We start from the raw sequence: 15,682 nt of genomic DNA, 5'->3' as shown, positions 1-15,682 counted from the left end.
GTCTCCCAACCCGAACGCGGGGCGCCCGCCGTACGGCGAGCGCCCCGTCGTGAGCTACTCGCCTCAGGCGCAGGTGCCCAGCTCAGGCAGTTCGGGGGTGGTTTCGGCCACCGTTCCGGCGGTGTCCTTCCATGCCTTTTCGTAGCTGCCGTCCTCGGCGGCCTTGCGCAGCGTGTCGTGGATGAACTCGCAGAACTTGGTGTCGCCCTTCTTGACGCCGATGCCGTAGGGCTCCTCGGTGAACGGCTTGCCGACCAGCTTGAACTGGTCCTTGTTCTCCGAGACCAGGCCGAGCAGGATCACGTTGTCGGTGGTGACGGCGTCGACCTGGCCGTTACGCAGCGCGTCGGCGCACTTGGAGTACACGTCGAAGAGGACGAGCTGTTCCTTGTCGACGTACTTCAGGATCTCCTCGGACGGGGTCGAGCCGGTCACCGAGCACACCTTGGCGTTGGCGGACTTCAGCGACTCCGGACCGGTGATCGCGTTGTTGTCCTTCTTGACCATCAGGTCCTGACCGGCCTGGTAGTACGGGCCTGCGAAGGTGACGCGCTTGGCGCGCTCGTCGTTGATCGTGTAGGTGGCGATGACGAAGTCGACCTTGCCCTGCTCGATGACCTCCTCACGGGTCGCCGAGGGAGTCTCCACCCAGTTGATCTTGTCGGCGGAGATGCCGAGTTCGGCCGCGATGATCTTGGCGATCTCCACGTCGAAGCCCTGCATCGAGCCGTCGAGGCCCTTGAGGCCGAACAGCGGCTGGTCGAACTTCGTGCCGACCGTCACCGCCCCGGCCTGGTTCAGCTTGGCCATGGTGGTGCCGGACTCGAACTTGGCCTCCTGGTTGACCGACGGGCCGGACCCGCCTGAGTTGTTGTCGGAGCCGCCACCGCACGCGGCGAGCGCGAGGCTTGCCGCTGCCATGACTGCGCCTGCGCGCAGGACTTTGCTCAACCGCATCTGTTGTGCATCCCTTCCAGCTGTTCCACTTGTCAGTGGGTCAGGATCTTGCCAAGGAAGTCCTTGGCTCGCTCGGATTTCGGGTCGCTGAAGAACTCCTCGGGTGTGGAATCCTCCACGATCTCCCCGTCCGACATGAAGAGCACCCGGTGGGCGGCTCTGCGGGCGAAGCCCATCTCGTGCGTGACGACCAGCATGGTCATGCCCTCGTCGGCCAGCGCCGTCATGGTGTCGAGGACCTCCTGGACCATCTCCGGGTCCAGCGCCGAGGTGGGCTCGTCGAACAGCATGACCTTGGGCCGCATCGCCAGCGCTCGCGCGATCGCGGCACGCTGCTGCTGGCCACCGGAGAGCTGGGCGGGATACTTCTGCGCCTGGTTCGCGATGCCGACCCGGTCGAGCAGTTCCATGGCGGTCTCGCGGGCCTGTGCCGAGGACACCTTGCGCACCTTCGTCGGCCCGAGTGTCACGTTCTCGAGGATGGTCTTGTGCGCGAAGAGGTTGAACTGCTGAAACACCATGCCGACGTCCGCGCGCAGCGCCGCGAGTGCCTTGCCCTCCTCGGGCAGCGGCTTGCCGTCGATGGCGATCTCACCGGAGTCGATCGGCTCCAGCCGGTTGATCGCGCGGCACAGCGTCGACTTGCCCGACCCCGAAGGGCCGAGGACCACCACGACCTGGCCCTTCGGTACCTCGATCGTGATGTCCTTCAGCACGTGCAGGTCGCCGAAGTGCTTGTTCACCGCCTTCGCGCTGATCATCGCTGGCGCGGTCGGCGTGGTGCTCATCTGGCCTCCATCACGGCGAGCTGCTCGGGTCACGGGTACTTCGGCGGCAGTAACCCCGGATTTAACACCCTGGAGCCGACCGCGTGCGGCAGTTGCGCCAAAACGCAACCTTCGTGACCGCTCGGCGCGGACCACACCACGCTCCCCGGAGCCGTACTGCCTGGCGTGCCCGGCGACTTTAGCCCACCCGACCCCGAAGCGGCCACGGTGAGGGCGGGTGGGCGGTTGACCTACCCTGGTAACCGATGAGCGGCGCAGGCGTTGGCAGGACCTACGAGATCCGCACCTTCGGGTGCCAGATGAACGTGCACGACTCCGAGCGGCTGGCGGGCCAGCTGGAGAGCGCGGGGTACGTGCCCGCCGCCGACGGCGAGGCCGCGGACGTGATCGTGTTGAACACCTGCGCCGTCAGGGAGAACGCCGACAACAAGCTGTACGGCCATCTCGGCCACCTGCGGCCCCGCAAGAGCGACAGGCCCGACATGCAGATCGCGGTCGGCGGCTGCCTCGCGCAGAAGGACCGCGGGGAGATCGTGAAGCGGGCGCCGTGGGTCGACGTGGTCTTCGGTACCCACAACATCGGCTCGCTGCCCGCACTGCTGGATCGCGCTCGGCACAACGCGAAGGCCCAGGTGGAGATCCTGGAGTCGCTGGAGACCTTCCCGTCCACGCTGCCGGCCAGGCGGGAGTCGGCCTACTCGGGTTGGGTCTCGATCTCCGTGGGCTGTAACAACACCTGCACGTTCTGCATCGTGCCCTCGCTGCGGGGCAAGGAACGCGACCGGCGGCCGGGTGAGGTGCTCGCCGAGGTGGAGGCGCTCGTCGCCGAGGGCGTGCTGGAGGTGACCCTGCTCGGGCAGAACGTGAACTCCTACGGCGTGGAGTTCGGCGACCGGTTCGCCTTCGGCAAGCTGCTGCGCTCCTGCGGTTCGGTGGCGGGGCTGGAGCGGGTCCGGTTCACCTCGCCACACCCGGCGGCGTTCACCGACGACGTGATCGACGCGATGGCCCGGACGCCCAACGTGTGCCACCAGCTGCACATGCCGTTGCAGTCGGGCTCGGACCGGGTACTGAAGCTGATGCGTCGCTCCTACCGGGCTTCGCGGTTTCTGTCCATCCTGGACAAGGTGCGCGCCGCGATGCCGGACGCCGCGATCACCACCGACATCATCGTGGGCTTCCCCGGGGAGACCGAGGAGGACTTCGAGGCCACCTTGGAGGTGGTCAGGCGGGCACGCTTCTCCAGCGCGTTCACGTTCCAGTACTCCAAGCGGCCCGGTACGCCCGCGGCCGAGCTGGGCGACCAGGTGCCGAAGGAGGTCGTGCGCAGGCGCTACGACCGGCTGGTCGCGCTGCAGGAGGAGATCTCCTGGGAGGAGAACCGCAAGCTCGTCGGAAGTACGGTCGAGTTGCTGGTGGCGGCAGGCGAGGGTCGAAAGGACGCGCGGACCCACCGGATGAGTGGCCGGGCACGGGACGGCAGGCTGGTGCACTTCACCCCGAGCGGTCCCGCGGTCGACGGGAAGGTGCGCCCCGGCGACATTGTCGAGGCGACGGTGACGTACGCGGCTCCGCACCACCTGGTGGCGGACGGTGAGCTGCTGTCCCACCGCAGGACCAGGGCCGGCGACAACGCCGAGGAGGGTGTGCGGCCCAGGACCGGCGGCGTGGGCCTCGGCCTGCCGTCGTTCGGGGCGCCTCGGACCGCCCAGGCCGCCCCGGAGGGATGTGGGTTGTGAACGAGTCCAGGCACGGCGACGGCAGCGGCACCGACGAGAACATCGATCGGCTTGCCGCCGACGTGAACGCCGCCGTCGGCAGGGCGGTCAGGACCGTGGAGTTGGGCCGTCGCGGTTTCGGCATCTCGGTGGCGGTGTTCGCCCTCATCATCGGCCTGCTGCTGCCGTGGGTGGACGGCCACGTGGGCTGGCAGGTGCTGGCGGGGGAGGCGGGCGCGGTGCCCAGGCTGTTCGCGGCAACCGCGACGGCGTTCGGTGTACTCGCCTCCGCGCTCGCGCTGATCACGCGTCGCTGGTGGCTGACGTGGGTGTGCGCGGTCGGCGGCTGGTTCGCCTTCGTCGACGGGGTGCTCGCGATCTGGTCGCAGCAGTCGTCCTCGGCCACCGGAGCGGCAGGCGACGGCCCCGGTGCCGGACTCGTCATCGCGGCGATCGCGATGGCCGTGGTCGCGGCGCAGTGGATGCGCGTGGCCTGGTCGCGGCACTGACCCGGGATCGCCCCTCCGCGAGATAGCAGGGGTGGCCGGGCGAAGCCGAAATATGTTATCGACATCACAGTGCCCAGCAGGCATACTGGCTACGACATACAGTATGCAAAATGGGGTGGATCAATGTCGCGATCGGCTGGTACTTCCCCGGTCAAAGAGATCCGTGACTTCTACGGTCGCCGGTACCGGGTCGGTGAGACGGACCGTGAACTGCTCGGTCGGTCAAGGGCGTGGATGCTGTGGGCGGCGTGGGCCGCGATGCTGGTGGCCAGCGCGGGTCAGTACGGCTACGGAGCGCTGATGCCCGTACTGGGCGACACCCACGGCTGGAGCCTGCAGCAGAGCGCGTGGGTGCTGGCCGTGTGGATCCTGTGCCAGAGCGGCAGCGTGTATCCGGCCGCCAGGGCGCGGGGCAGGTTGGGGCTCGCCCCGGCCGCCACGATGTTGACCGGTGCGGCGTTGTGCGCCGCCGGGCTCATCACGCTCGGCGGGTCGAGCAGCGTGCTGGTGGTGCTGCTCAACCACGGCGTGCTCGGCGGCATCGGCGCCGGACTCATCTACGGCACCTGTCTCGGCGTGGTCGCCAAGTGGTACCCGGAGCGCCCGGCGCGCACGGCGTTCGTCAGCGGCGCCTTCGCCTACGGCTCGATCCCGTTCGTGCTGTTGGCGGGCAGGTTCGCCGGGACCGGTTCCACGCGGACCTTCCTGTGGCTGGCTGGCGCCGCGGTGGTCGTGCTGGTCGGTGCCGCCGCCATGATCCTGCGCGACCCGCCGAAGCGGTGGTGGCCCGCGCACGTCGACCCGCGTGCGTGGGCGCTGGACAAGACGGTCAACCCGGGGCTTCGGCGCAACCGGCCCGCGATCCGGTGCTACTCGGCAGGGGAGATGGTCCGCTGCCGCGAGTCCGGCCTGCTCTACCTGGCGGTGACGTGCGCGGCGGCGGTGATCCTGTTCGACATCGCCTACGTCGCGGTGTTCGCGACAGCCAGTGGCTGGAGTCCCGCCGTCGGCGCGGCCGCGCTGGCCGTACTGGCAGCGGCCAGCGGAGTGACGAGGACGGCCGAGGGCTGGGCCGGTGACCGGTTCGGGCGGCGCAACGTGGTGCGCGCCGCGCTCTACACGGGCGCCGCCGCCCAGGTACTGCTGTTGACCGGTGGGCTGCACGGCCTTGCCACGCTGTTCTTCGCGGGGGCCGCGCTGTCGGGTGCGGCGGCGGGTGCCTGCTACGGGTTGCTGCCCGGACTGGTGGAGGGTCACTTCGGGGAGCGGCCCGGTTTGCCGAACTTCGGCTTGTTCTACGGGGCCAAGGCGGTCGGCGGGCTCATCGGAGTGGCGCTGGCCGGACACGTCGTGGCCGCTGACGGTTATCTGGGCGCCTTCCTCGGCGCCACTGTGCTCGGACTCGCCGGTGCCGGGCTGGTCCGCGTGCTGCGCCAGCCCGGGCGTCCGAGGCTGCTGCTGCCGGGGGTCGCGCGACCGCTGCTGTCGCGCTAGACCCGCTCGTGGCCACCGCTTGCCGTTGACAAGGTTCTGGCCGGTCGATCCAGCGGATCGACCGGCCAGAACTCTTCGCGCCCTCGCCTGCACCGAAACAATCCGGTGACCTCTGTCCGAACCGGACCGTCTCGGTCACGTACTCAACCGCCGGTCATGATGGCCTTTCGTGCGTGTTCGGCGGTTTCGGTGGGTGTTTTGCCGACTTTGACTCCTGCGGTTTCGAGGGCTTGTTGTTTGGCGTGGGCGGTGCCTGTGGAGCCGGAGATGATGGCGCCTGCGTGGCCCATGGTTTTGCCTTCGGGGGCGGTGAAGCCTGCGACGTAGCCGATGACGGGTTTGGTGATGTGGTTGCGGATGTAGTCGGCTGCGCGTTCTTCGGCGTCGCCGCCGATTTCGCCGATCATGACGATGAGGTCGGTGTCGGGGTCGTCCTGGAAGGCTTGGAGGGCGTCGATGTGGGTGGTGCCGATGATGGGGTCGCCGCCGATGCCGATGCAGGTGGAGAACCCGATGTCGCGTAGTTCGTACATCATCTGGTAGGTGAGGGTGCCGGATTTGGACACCAGTCCGATACGGCCGGGCCCGGTGATGTCGGCGGGGATGATGCCGGCGTTGGACTGTCCGGGGGAGATGATGCCGGGGCAGTTGGGTCCGATGATGCGGGTTTTGTTGCCGGTGGCGCAGGCGTGGGCCCACATCACGGCGGTGTCGTGCACGGGGATGCCCTCGGTGATGACCACGACCAGGCCGATCCCGGCGTCGATGGCCTCCAGCACGGCGTCCTTGGCGAAACGGGGCGGCACGAACACCACCGACACGTTCGCCCCGGTCTCGGCCATCGCCTGCGCCACGGTGCCGTACACGGTCAACTCGGTGCCGCCGATGCGGACCTGCTGCCCGGCCTTGCGGGCGTTGACCCCGCCCACGATGGCCGACCCCGCCGCCAGCATCTTCGTGGCGTGCTTGGTGCCCTCGGCCCCGGTCAAACCCTGCACGATGATCTTGGAATCGGTGTTCAGGAAAATCGACATCGCTACCCTCACGCCCCTGCCGCGGCCAGCTCCGCGGCCTTGTCGGCCGCGGCATCCATCGTGTCCACCAGCGTCACCAACGGGTGCGCCGCCTGCTCCAGGATGCGGCGCCCCTGCTCGACGTTGTTGCCGTCCAACCGCACCACCAGCGGCTTGGACGCCTCCGCCCCGAGCATGCCCAGCGCCTCCACGATCCCGGTGGCCACCGCATCACACGCGGTGATCCCGCCGAACACGTTGACGAACACACTGTTCACATCCGGGTCGCCCAGGATGACGTCCAACCCGGCCGCCATCACCTCCGCCGAGGCGCCACCCCCGATGTCGAGGAAGTTCGCCGGCGCCACCCCACCGTGGCGCTGCCCGGCGTAGGCCACCACATCCAGCGTGGACATCACCAACCCCGCCCCGTTACCAATGATGCCGACCTGCCCGTCCAGCTTGACATAGTTCAAGTCCTTGGCCTTGGCCTTGGCCTCCAACGGATCCTCGGCCTCGGCATCGACCAACTCGGCATGCCCGGGGTGGCGGAACGCGGCGTTATCGTCCAACGTCACCTTCCCGTCCAACGCGACGATCCCATCGTGCGGGTCCCGCACCAGCGGGTTGACCTCCACCAGCATGGCGTCCTCGGCCACGAACGTCTCCCACAACGCCACCACCACCTCGGCCGCCCGCTCACGCACCGCCTCCGGGAACCCGGCCTCGGCCACGATCTCCCGCGCCGTACCCAGATCCACCCCCACCAACGGATCCACCGCCACCCGCACCAACGCCTCCGGACGCTCCACCGCCAACTGCTCGATCTCCACCCCACCCTCAGCCGACGCCATCGCCAAAAACGTCCGATTCGCCCGATCCACCAAAAACGAAAAGTAATACTCCTCCGCAATCTCCGACGCCTCAGCCACCAACACCCGACGCGTCACATGCCCCCTGATCTCCAACCCCAAAATCGCCCGAGCAACCTCCACCGCCTCACCCGGACCCCCAGCCAACCGCACCCCACCAGCCTTACCCCGACCCCCCGTCTTCACCTGAGCCTTCACCACAACACGACCACCCAACCCCTCAGCAACCCCAAACGCATCCTCCGCCACATCCACCACAGCCCCCGCCAACACCGGAACACCATGCGCAGCAAAAAGATCCCTCGCCTGATACTCATACAAATCCACGACTTCACCCCTTCCTGGTCCGGGAATGTCGCCATGAGAATACAGTATTCTGTATGCAGTCACCAGGTTTACGGGATGCTCGCGCCGTCAACCCGATGGCCGCTGGTACAACTGGAGACTGGGAGCTATGTCACTCCCTGTAGTGACAGGTATCACCAGGTCGGAGGGTTCTGCTCATTGTATGCTGTAGGCAGTCGACCAATTAGCCGACAAACGTGGCTGTAAGCGACAGGCCATGCCGGCCACGATGGCCGTCCGACTTTTGGAGTAAACCATGCCGTCGACCGAGTTGCCGCAGCAGCTGACTGCTCGCCGGATCGACCGGCCCGTGCCACTGCGCGAGCGGGTCTACCAGGCGATGCAGGAGCTCATCATCTCCCGGCAGCTCGCGCCCGGCCAGCATCTGGTGGAAAGCGAGCTCGCCGAGATGCTCGGGGTGTCACGGCAGCCCATCCGAGAGGCACTGCAGCTGCTGAACTCCGAGGGATGGGTGGACCTGCGGCCGGGCTACGGGGCGTTCGTACACGCGCCGACCGAGGCGGAAGTGGACCAGCTGCTCGTCGTACGCGCGGCGCTGGAGTCGGAATCGGCCCGGCTGGCCGCGCTGCACGCCGAACCGGAAGGCGTCGCGGCGCTGCGCAAGATCTGCCAGCAGGGTGAGACCGCCGTGGAGGCCGACGACATCGACGCGATGGTGGCCGCCAACGCCGAGCTGCACCGCCGCGTCACGGAGCTGTCCGGCAACCAGGTGCTGCTGGACTTCGTGGCGCAGGTGGACCGACGGGTGCGGTGGTACTACACGCCCATCGCGAGGCACAGGGGCAGCCAGTCCTGGCAGGAGCACGCCAGGCTGATCGACGCGATCGAGAACAAGGACGCCGAGCTCGCCGCCCGCATCATGCGCGAGCACACCGAGCGCACCCGGCAGTCCTACCTCGAGCAGCGTGAGGACAACCCCGAGCCCGAGGTGCGGCCGGCGCAGGTGCGCTCGCGCCGGCGGCGCTCGGCGCCCCGCGTCTGACAGCGCGCTTCCCACACCGGACCAGCGGTACCGCGAATTCGCGGTGACCGTGTGATCGACGACGCCAACTCGAAGGAGGTGAATTAGTGATGCGCACCTGGAGCAAGTTCGTGCGGGCACTGACGCGTGAGCCGGTCGGGCTCAACGCCGACGGCCGCAGGCTGGGCCTCGGCCTGGCCACCGCACAGGACAAGGCCCGGCAGCAGGCCACCGCGGAGGTCGAGGACTTCCTGCGGCGGCGTGCCACCGAGCACGACCGCAGCACGACCCGGTCCTGACTGCTGTGAAGCTGCCAACGGCGTCAGCTTCTCAGTCAGCCCGGGCTCTCAGTCGGCCTGGGCCGTGGCCGTATCCGAGGTGTCCGGCTCGTCGAGTTCCGCGGCGAGCTCACGGGATCGATCCCTGCGGACCTTGACGAGGCTGGCGACCGTGGTGATCGCGAGGGTGCCGAGGATGACTGCGAGAGAGGCCAGGATGGGTACCTCAGGCGCCCACGGCACCCCGTGATGGTGCAGTGTTTCCGAGATCAGCTTCAGCCCGATGAAGCCGAGCACGACGGCCAGTCCGGTGCTGAGATACACCAGCCGGTCGAGCAGGCCGCCGATCAGGAAGAACAGCTGGCGCAGACCCATCAGCGCGAAGGCGTTCGCGGTGAACACCAGGTAGGGCTCCTTGGTGAGACCGAAGATCGCGGGAATGGAGTCCAGTGCGAACAGCAGGTCGGTCGTGCCGATCGCGATCATCACGATCAGCATGGGTGTGACCATCCTGCGGCCGTCGACCCGGGTGGTCATCGCCGCGCCGTCGTAGGTGTCGGTCGCGGGAAGGAACCGCTTGGCCAACCGCAGGACGGCGTTCTCCTTGAACTCGTCGTCCTCGTCGTCGGAATGCGCCAGCAGCTTCCAGGCCGTGTAGAGCAGGAACGCGCCGAAGACGTAGAACAGCCAGTCGAACCTGGAGATCGCCTCGGCGCCGACGGCGATGAAGGCGCCTCGCATCAGCAGTGCGATCACGATGCCGATCAGCAGCACCTTCTGCCGGTACTCCCGTGGCACCGCGAAGCTGGTCATGATGATGACGAACACGAACAGGTTGTCGACGGAAAGCGAGTACTCGGTGATCCAACCCGCGAAGAACTCGCCACCGTACTGCGGACCTGCCGCCAGGAGCACCACGACGCCGAACAGCGCGGCGAGTGAGACGTAGCAGCAGACCCAGATCGTGCACTCACGCAGCGACGGGTGCCGGGGATTGCGCGAGACGAGGTAGAAGTCGAAGCAGATGATGGCGGTCAGGCCGGCGATGGTCACCAGCCAGACCCATACGGGAAGGTTCAACGTCGCCCCAATCTGAGCAGGAGTCAGCGACCCTTCGGTGGCCACTCAGGCGGCGTCGCGCGTCGAGTGGCCACCGAACGGCCACCGATGGCCGAGGGTGGCGATGGTCAGCGTTGCGTGGCTCGGCTTCGGTCGCGGTTGGCCCTGCGTGCCTCGCGGGCCTGGTAGACCTGCTTGGCATGTTCGGCATAGGCACGGTAGACGAGCGCCGCGTCGGTGTTGCGGTCGGCCACCTTTCGCCACCAGCGCGGTGCGAGCCGCTCGTGCAGCCACAGGAAGCCGATCGCGAAACCGGCGCTCACCAGTGCCTGGTAGGCGAGGAAACCGAGCGGGTCCTCCGGCAACCTCGCGTGGCCCGTCAACAGCAACCAGGTGAGCATCTCGTGCAGCAGCCTGGCGATCGGGAACGCGATGAGCCAGTACAGCGCCATCGGCGCGAACGCCCCGATCCGGACCTTGCGATACGCGGCGAGCAGGCCGTACCCGGCGCCGAGCAGGCCGAGCGGGACACCGAGCGAGAGGGTGCTCACCAGGGCCCAGCCGACGGGCTGGCCGACAATGCCGGCCAGCCCGCCGGCGACCACGCCGGCGATGAAGCCCACGACGAACCCGGGGAAGGCGAGTTCGCCGATCCGGAGCAGGCGGGTCGTGTCCATGTCAGCTCACGACCACGCCGAACCGCAGCAGGCTGTAGAACAGCATGCCGAGGTAGAACACCGCACCGAACCCGATGATCGCGTTGGTCCACCACTTCGGACGGATCGGTTTCGGCAACATCTTGTTGTTCACCAGCAGCAACACCACGCAGTAGGCGCCCATCGCGAAGGTGGACAGGAACGCGAGGATGTCGAGCACGCCGCTGGGGCCGTCGGCAGGCCCGAACAGCAGGATGAGGATGCCGAAGATGATCACGCCCCACAGGAACGCGGCGTACAGGTGCGCCATCTTGAACTTCCGGGCACCGGGCACGAAGAAGTACGTCATGTCCGCCTGCCCGCGCGAGAACGAGTCGAACAGGCCGAGCGTGGCGTTCAACCCGATCAGCGCGATGAAGCCGAAGAACAACCCGCCGAGAATCGGGCCGCCCGCCGCGCTGAACGCATCCGACATCGCGCTCAGTGCCGCGTCGCGGTCTCCGCCCTCGATCAGGCTCTTCACGTTCGGGTTCTCCCTGGCCGCGGCCTGGGCGAGCACGGTGAAGGAGACCGTCACCAGCATCGTGATTCCCCAGAAGAGCAGCAGGGCGTCGAAGGTCACCCAGCGGCGCCAGCCCTTCCACTTCTTCATTTCCTCGGGGTCGCTGGTGTCGAACATGTAGCCGTGCGCGGGGATCTTCTCCTCCTCGCCCGCGTGCCGCAGCCCGCGGATCTGGGGGATGTGCGATCCCATGCCTGCCCCGCTGTCACGCAGGTGCAGCGTGTACCACATCTGCTGCATGCCGGAAGGGCCCGCGAAGGCGATCGAGCCGACCACGATCGGGAACCACGAGCCCGACAACGCCTCCGTTGGGAAGTAGCCGAACGCGAACATCCCGGTGATCGTGCTCGCCAGGTCGTCCCAGCTGCCCACGATCGACGCGATGATCGCTGTGCCGATCACCAGAACGCCGATGAGGAACGACAGCACGTTCTCCAGCAGGTTGTAGATGACCCGTGCCAGCGTGAAGATGACTCCGACGAGCACCAGTGCGATGCACGCTGTCACGAGCCAGGGTATTCCTGTTATCTCCTCGAACGCGGCAGCGCCTGCCGAAAGGTGGCCGGGCCAGATGTACACGAGTATCGCCGTCGCGAAGAAGAACCACATCAGTGGTTTGAACACCCTCGCGGCGCCGGTGAAAATGCTCTCGCCGGTGGCCATGGCGTACCGGGCCATCTCCAGCATCACTATCGCCTGAAGCGTGACGCCGATCAGGAACAGCCACCTGATCTCCGGGCCGAAGACGAGCACCAGCCTCGGCCACATGTAGGACTCGCCCATACCGACGCCGAGCGCGACGAGGAAGACCGTCGGGCCGAGCAGATGGATAGCCGGCGGGGCGTCGGGCAGCTTGCGAATCGGCATGGGATCGAGCCGACCGGCTCGCCACACCCGTTCATCTCCGCCCGCCTCGATGCCGGTCTCTCCGGCGCCCGAGGCGGGTACTTTCGAAGAATCCACCATTGGACCTCCAGTTTTTGCGATGTGGCTGCCCCCTGCTGACTTGCGGTGTGGTCGGCTGTGGGTGCCCGGCGAGAGAGGACGTCGCCGGACACCCACAGCCTGCTACGGGGCGCCGAGCAGGCCGGCTGCCCTCGCCCACCGGTACTTCGCACCGAGCACCGCGACAGGTCGCTCGGTGGTGTACGGGTAGGCGACGATGCGGTGATCGAACAGGTAGTCGCTGGCTTTCTCGACCTCGGTGTCGCCTGCCAACGACGCCACTACCGGCTTGTCGATGCCCTTTGCCCTCGCCTCCTCCACGACGCGTGCGGTCAGTTCGGCGAACACCATCGGTGGCGTCACGATCGTGTGCCAGTAGCCGAGGATCAGAGCGTGGATGCGCGGATCCTCCAATCCGAGCCGGATCGTCGCCTCGTAGGTCGACGGCGGCTCACCGCCGGTGATGTCGATCGGGTTTCCCGCCGCGCCGAACGGTGGGATGTAGCGGCGGAAAGCCTCGTCCAGATCCGGCGGGATGTCCATCAGCGAGAGCCCCGCTTCGACGCAGGCGTCGGACAGCAGCACGCCCGAGCCACCGGCGCCGGTGATGATGACGACGTTCTCGCCCTGCGGGGTGGGCAGCAGCGGAAGGCCCCTGGCGTAATCGAGCATCTCGTTCAGCCCGGGAGCGCGCACCACACCCGCCTGCCGCAGGATGTCGTCGTAGACCTTGTCGTCGCCTGCCAGCGCGCCGGTGTGCGAGCTCGCGGCGCGGGCACCCAGCGCGGTGCGGCCCGCCTTGAGCACGACCACCGGCTTCTTCCGGGTCATCCGCTTGGCGGTCTCGACGAAGGCGCGGCCGTCCTTGAGGTCCTCCAGGTGCATGGCGACGGCCTGGGTGTTGTCGTCCTGCTCGAAGTAGGTGAGCAGGTCGTCCTCGTCGACGTCGGACTTGTTGCCGAGCCCGACGATCGCGGACACGCCCATCTTGGTGGTTCGCGCGAAGCCCAGGATCGCCATGCCGATGCCGCCGCTTTGCGAGGTGAGCGCGACACCGCCCTTGACGTCGTAGGGGGTGCAGAACGTGGCGCACAGGTTGTTGGGCGTGTAGTAGTAGCCGTAGATGTTGGGGCCCAACATGCGGATGTTGTAGCGGTGGGCGATCTCGACGACCTCGTCCTGCAGTTCGTGGTTGCCGGTCTCGGCGAACCCGGAGGGGATCATGACCGCGGCCGGGACGCCCTTCTCGCCGCATTCGGTGAGTGAGCCGGGCACGAACTTGGCCGGGATGGCGAACACCGCGACGTCCACCTCGCCGGGGATGTCGCTGACCGAGGCGTAGGCCTTGTGCCCGAGGATCTCCTCCGCCTTCGGGTTGATCGGGTAGATCTCGCCCGCGTAGCCGCCGTTGACCAGGTTCTTCATCACCGAGTTGCCGATCTTGCCCTCCTGGTCGGAGGCACCGACGACGGCGATGGAGCGCGGGTTCATCAGCCGGTTCATCGCGCCGAGGATCTCCTCCTGCGACGGGCGGAACGGCTCGGTGACCTCGCCGGTCTCCACGAGGATGCGGATGTCGGCCGCGCAGGCCCCGTCCGCTGCGGCGAACACCGGGTTGAGGTCGAACTCGCGGATCTCGGGGAAGTCGGTGACCAGCGCGGAAACCCGCTGGATCACATCGGCCAGCGCGTCGATGTCGGCCGGCTCGGCTCCGCGTGCCCCACGCAGCACCTCGGCGGCCTTGATGCCGGTCACCATGGAGCGGGCCTGTTCGGCGTCGAGGGGCGCGAGCCGGAACGTCACGTCCTTGAGCACCTCGACGAGCACGCCGCCGAGTCCGAACGCGACGATCTTGCCGAACGTGGGGTCGGTCGTGGCGCCGACGATGACCTCGTGCCCGCCGCCGACCAACTGCTGCACCTGCACGCCGGTGATGGTGGCGGAGGCGTCGTACGCCTTGGCGTTGGCGACGATCTTGTCGAAGGCCTCCCTGGCGGCGGCGGGTCCCTCGACGCCGACGATGACGCCGCCCGCCTCCGTCTTGTGCAGGATGTCCGGTGAAACGATCTTGCAAACGACTGCCGTGCCGATCTCCTCGGCGAGCGCGGCTGCCTCGTCGGCGGTGGTGGCGAGCCCCTCGCGTGGGGTGGGAATGCCGTAGGCGTCGGCGACCCGCTTGCCCTCGGGTGCGGTCAGGGAATCCCTGCCCTGTGCCCGCACCTCGTCGAGGACCTCGCGGACGGCTGCCTTGTCCGGGGTCTGCATTCCTCAGATCACTCCATTCGCCTTGAGCTCGGCGAACCGGGTCTCGTCCAGACCCAGTTCGGACATGTAGATCTCCTGGTTGTGCTCGCCGAGCAGTGGGGATCGCTCGACGTCGACGGAGGAGTCGGACAGCTTGATGGGGCAGCCGACCGTCTTGAACTGCCCGCGTTCGGGATGGTCCACCGGCACGACCATGTCGTTGTCGGCCAGCGAGGAGTCCTCGATGATTTCCTTTGTGGACAGCACAGGGCCGCAGGGAATGTTGTGCTCGTTGAGTTTGGCGAGCACGTCCCACTTGCGGTGGTTGACGGTCCACTCCTCGATCAGCTGGAACATCTTGTCGAGCTTGTCGAGCCTCGCCTCCGGGGTGGCCCACTCCGGGTCGTCGGCGAGCTCCGGCCTGCCGATCAACTGCGTGATCGGCTTCCAGCCGACCGGCTGGACGATCACGTAGATGTAGTCGTTCGGCCCGCCGGGTGCGCACTTCACCGCCCAGCCGGGCTGCCCGCCGCCCGAGGCATTGCCGGAGCGGGGGACGGTGTCGCCGAACTCCTCGTTGGGGTACTCGGCCAGCGGGCCGTGGGCCAGCCGCTGTTGGTCGCGCAGTTTCACCCGGCACAGGTTCAGCACCGCGTGCTGCATCGCCACGGTGACCCGCTGCCCCCTGCCGGTGTGCTCCCGCTGGTACAGGGCGGCGAGGATGCCCGCGACGGTGTGGATGCCCGTCCCGGAGTCCCCGATCTGGGCACCGGTCGCCAACGGCGGACCGTCCTCGAAGCCGGTGGTGCTCATCGAGCCACCCATGGCCTGAGCGACCACCTCGTAGGCCTTGTAGTGGGTGTAGGGGCCCTCGCCGAAGCCCTTGATCGAGGCGTAGATCAGCCGCGGGTTGATCTCCTGCAGCCGCGGCCAGTCGAAGCCCATCCTGTCGATGGCGCCAGGACCGAAGTTCTCGGCGAGGACGTCGAACCGGGGAAGCATCTCGGTGAAGATCCGCTTGCCCTCGTCGGACTTCATGTTGAGCGTGATGCTGCGCTTGTTGCAGTTCAGCATCGTGAAATAGAGACTGTCCACATCGGGCAGGTCACGTAGCTGCCTGCGGGTGATGTCACCGGTGGGTGCCTCCAGCTTGACCACGTCCGCGCCGAGCCACGCGAGAATCTGGGTGGCCGAAGGTCCGGATTGGACGTGTGTCATGTCGAGAACGCGAACACCCTCGAGAGCTTTCGCCATGGTGCA

The 15,682-nt window shown here is 67.5% G+C and carries 14 protein-coding genes; 5 read left to right on the top strand and 9 right to left on the bottom strand.

Annotated features, from left to right (window positions below):
- Nucleotides 1-63: 63 nt before the first annotated feature.
- The gene (locus SACMADRAFT_RS18455) at nucleotides 64-921 is read right to left on the bottom strand and encodes a glutamate ABC transporter substrate-binding protein (protein ID WP_232285430.1); all 858 of its coding nucleotides are present in this window, start codon (nucleotides 919-921) and stop codon (nucleotides 64-66) included.
- 68 nt (nucleotides 922-989) lie between these two features.
- A complete protein-coding gene (locus tag SACMADRAFT_RS18450; protein WP_085977983.1) occupies nucleotides 990-1,718 on the bottom strand; it encodes an amino acid ABC transporter ATP-binding protein in 729 nt (242 codons plus the stop codon).
- A 272-nt stretch (nucleotides 1,719-1,990) separates the two neighbouring features.
- Between SACMADRAFT_RS18450 and miaB the strand changes: the two genes are divergently transcribed.
- The 3 genes from miaB to SACMADRAFT_RS18435 all read left to right on the top strand — a co-directional run bounded on the left by miaB (nucleotide 1,991) and on the right by SACMADRAFT_RS18435 (nucleotide 5,466).
- Nucleotides 1,991-3,484, top strand: coding sequence for a tRNA (N6-isopentenyl adenosine(37)-C2)-methylthiotransferase MiaB (gene miaB, locus SACMADRAFT_RS18445; RefSeq protein ID WP_009155349.1), 1,494 nt, complete (start codon nucleotides 1,991-1,993; stop codon nucleotides 3,482-3,484).
- Nucleotides 3,481-3,972, top strand: coding sequence for an Rv2732c family membrane protein (locus SACMADRAFT_RS18440; RefSeq protein ID WP_009155348.1), 492 nt, complete (start codon nucleotides 3,481-3,483; stop codon nucleotides 3,970-3,972). Before miaB ends, SACMADRAFT_RS18440 begins: the two co-directional genes overlap by 4 nt.
- Before the next feature lie 123 nt (nucleotides 3,973-4,095).
- Nucleotides 4,096-5,466 carry an MFS transporter gene (locus SACMADRAFT_RS18435; protein ID WP_009155347.1) on the top strand — a complete coding sequence of 457 codons (1,371 nt, stop codon included), beginning with the start codon at nucleotides 4,096-4,098 and terminating at the stop codon, nucleotides 5,464-5,466.
- Nucleotides 5,467-5,609: 143 nt separating this feature from the next.
- Here the strand turns inward: SACMADRAFT_RS18435 and sucD are convergent, their stop codons facing one another.
- Together sucD and sucC are read right to left on the bottom strand one after the other, a co-directional pair.
- Nucleotides 5,610-6,500: a succinate--CoA ligase subunit alpha gene (sucD, locus tag SACMADRAFT_RS18430; protein WP_009155346.1), complete on the bottom strand. Its 891-nt coding sequence runs from the start codon at nucleotides 6,498-6,500 to the stop codon at nucleotides 5,610-5,612.
- Between the two features lie 8 nt (nucleotides 6,501-6,508).
- Nucleotides 6,509-7,678 (bottom strand): ADP-forming succinate--CoA ligase subunit beta, encoded by a 1,170-nt coding sequence (gene sucC / locus SACMADRAFT_RS18425; protein ID WP_009152469.1) that lies wholly within the window; start codon nucleotides 7,676-7,678, stop codon nucleotides 6,509-6,511.
- Nucleotides 7,679-7,952: 274 nt separating this feature from the next.
- Between sucC and SACMADRAFT_RS18420 the strand changes: the two genes are divergently transcribed.
- Both SACMADRAFT_RS18420 and SACMADRAFT_RS18415 read left to right on the top strand, forming a co-directional pair.
- Nucleotides 7,953-8,699 (top strand): GntR family transcriptional regulator, encoded by a 747-nt coding sequence (locus SACMADRAFT_RS18420; protein WP_009155345.1) that lies wholly within the window; start codon nucleotides 7,953-7,955, stop codon nucleotides 8,697-8,699.
- A gap of 89 nt (nucleotides 8,700-8,788) precedes the next feature.
- Complete coding sequence (locus SACMADRAFT_RS18415; protein ID WP_009155344.1) at nucleotides 8,789-8,977, top strand: hypothetical protein; 189 nt, start codon at nucleotides 8,789-8,791, stop codon at nucleotides 8,975-8,977.
- A gap of 48 nt (nucleotides 8,978-9,025) precedes the next feature.
- Here SACMADRAFT_RS18415 and SACMADRAFT_RS18410 read toward each other — a convergent pair whose 3' ends face one another.
- The 5 genes from SACMADRAFT_RS18410 to frc form a co-directional block, all read right to left on the bottom strand.
- Nucleotides 9,026-10,036, bottom strand: coding sequence for a TerC family protein (locus SACMADRAFT_RS18410; RefSeq protein WP_040925762.1), 1,011 nt, complete (start codon nucleotides 10,034-10,036; stop codon nucleotides 9,026-9,028).
- A gap of 107 nt (nucleotides 10,037-10,143) precedes the next feature.
- On the bottom strand, nucleotides 10,144-10,692 hold the full coding sequence (locus tag SACMADRAFT_RS18405) for a hypothetical protein (protein WP_009155342.1): 549 nt from the start codon (nucleotides 10,690-10,692) through the stop codon (nucleotides 10,144-10,146).
- A gap of 1 nt (nucleotide 10,693) precedes the next feature.
- Complete coding sequence (locus SACMADRAFT_RS18400) at nucleotides 10,694-12,199, bottom strand: Nramp family divalent metal transporter (RefSeq protein WP_009155341.1); 1,506 nt, start codon at nucleotides 12,197-12,199, stop codon at nucleotides 10,694-10,696.
- A gap of 102 nt (nucleotides 12,200-12,301) precedes the next feature.
- Complete coding sequence (locus SACMADRAFT_RS18395; protein ID WP_009155340.1) at nucleotides 12,302-14,443, bottom strand: acetate--CoA ligase family protein; 2,142 nt, start codon at nucleotides 14,441-14,443, stop codon at nucleotides 12,302-12,304.
- A 3-nt stretch (nucleotides 14,444-14,446) separates the two neighbouring features.
- A complete protein-coding gene (frc, locus tag SACMADRAFT_RS18390; protein WP_232285429.1) occupies nucleotides 14,447-15,640 on the bottom strand; it encodes a formyl-CoA transferase in 1,194 nt (397 codons plus the stop codon).
- Nucleotides 15,641-15,682: the final 42 nt, after the last annotated feature.

The sequence above is a fragment of the Saccharomonospora marina XMU15 genome (assembly GCF_000244955.1).
Classification (GTDB): domain Bacteria; phylum Actinomycetota; class Actinomycetes; order Mycobacteriales; family Pseudonocardiaceae; genus Saccharomonospora_A; species Saccharomonospora_A marina.
This window is presented reverse-complemented; position numbering and strand designations above follow the sequence as displayed.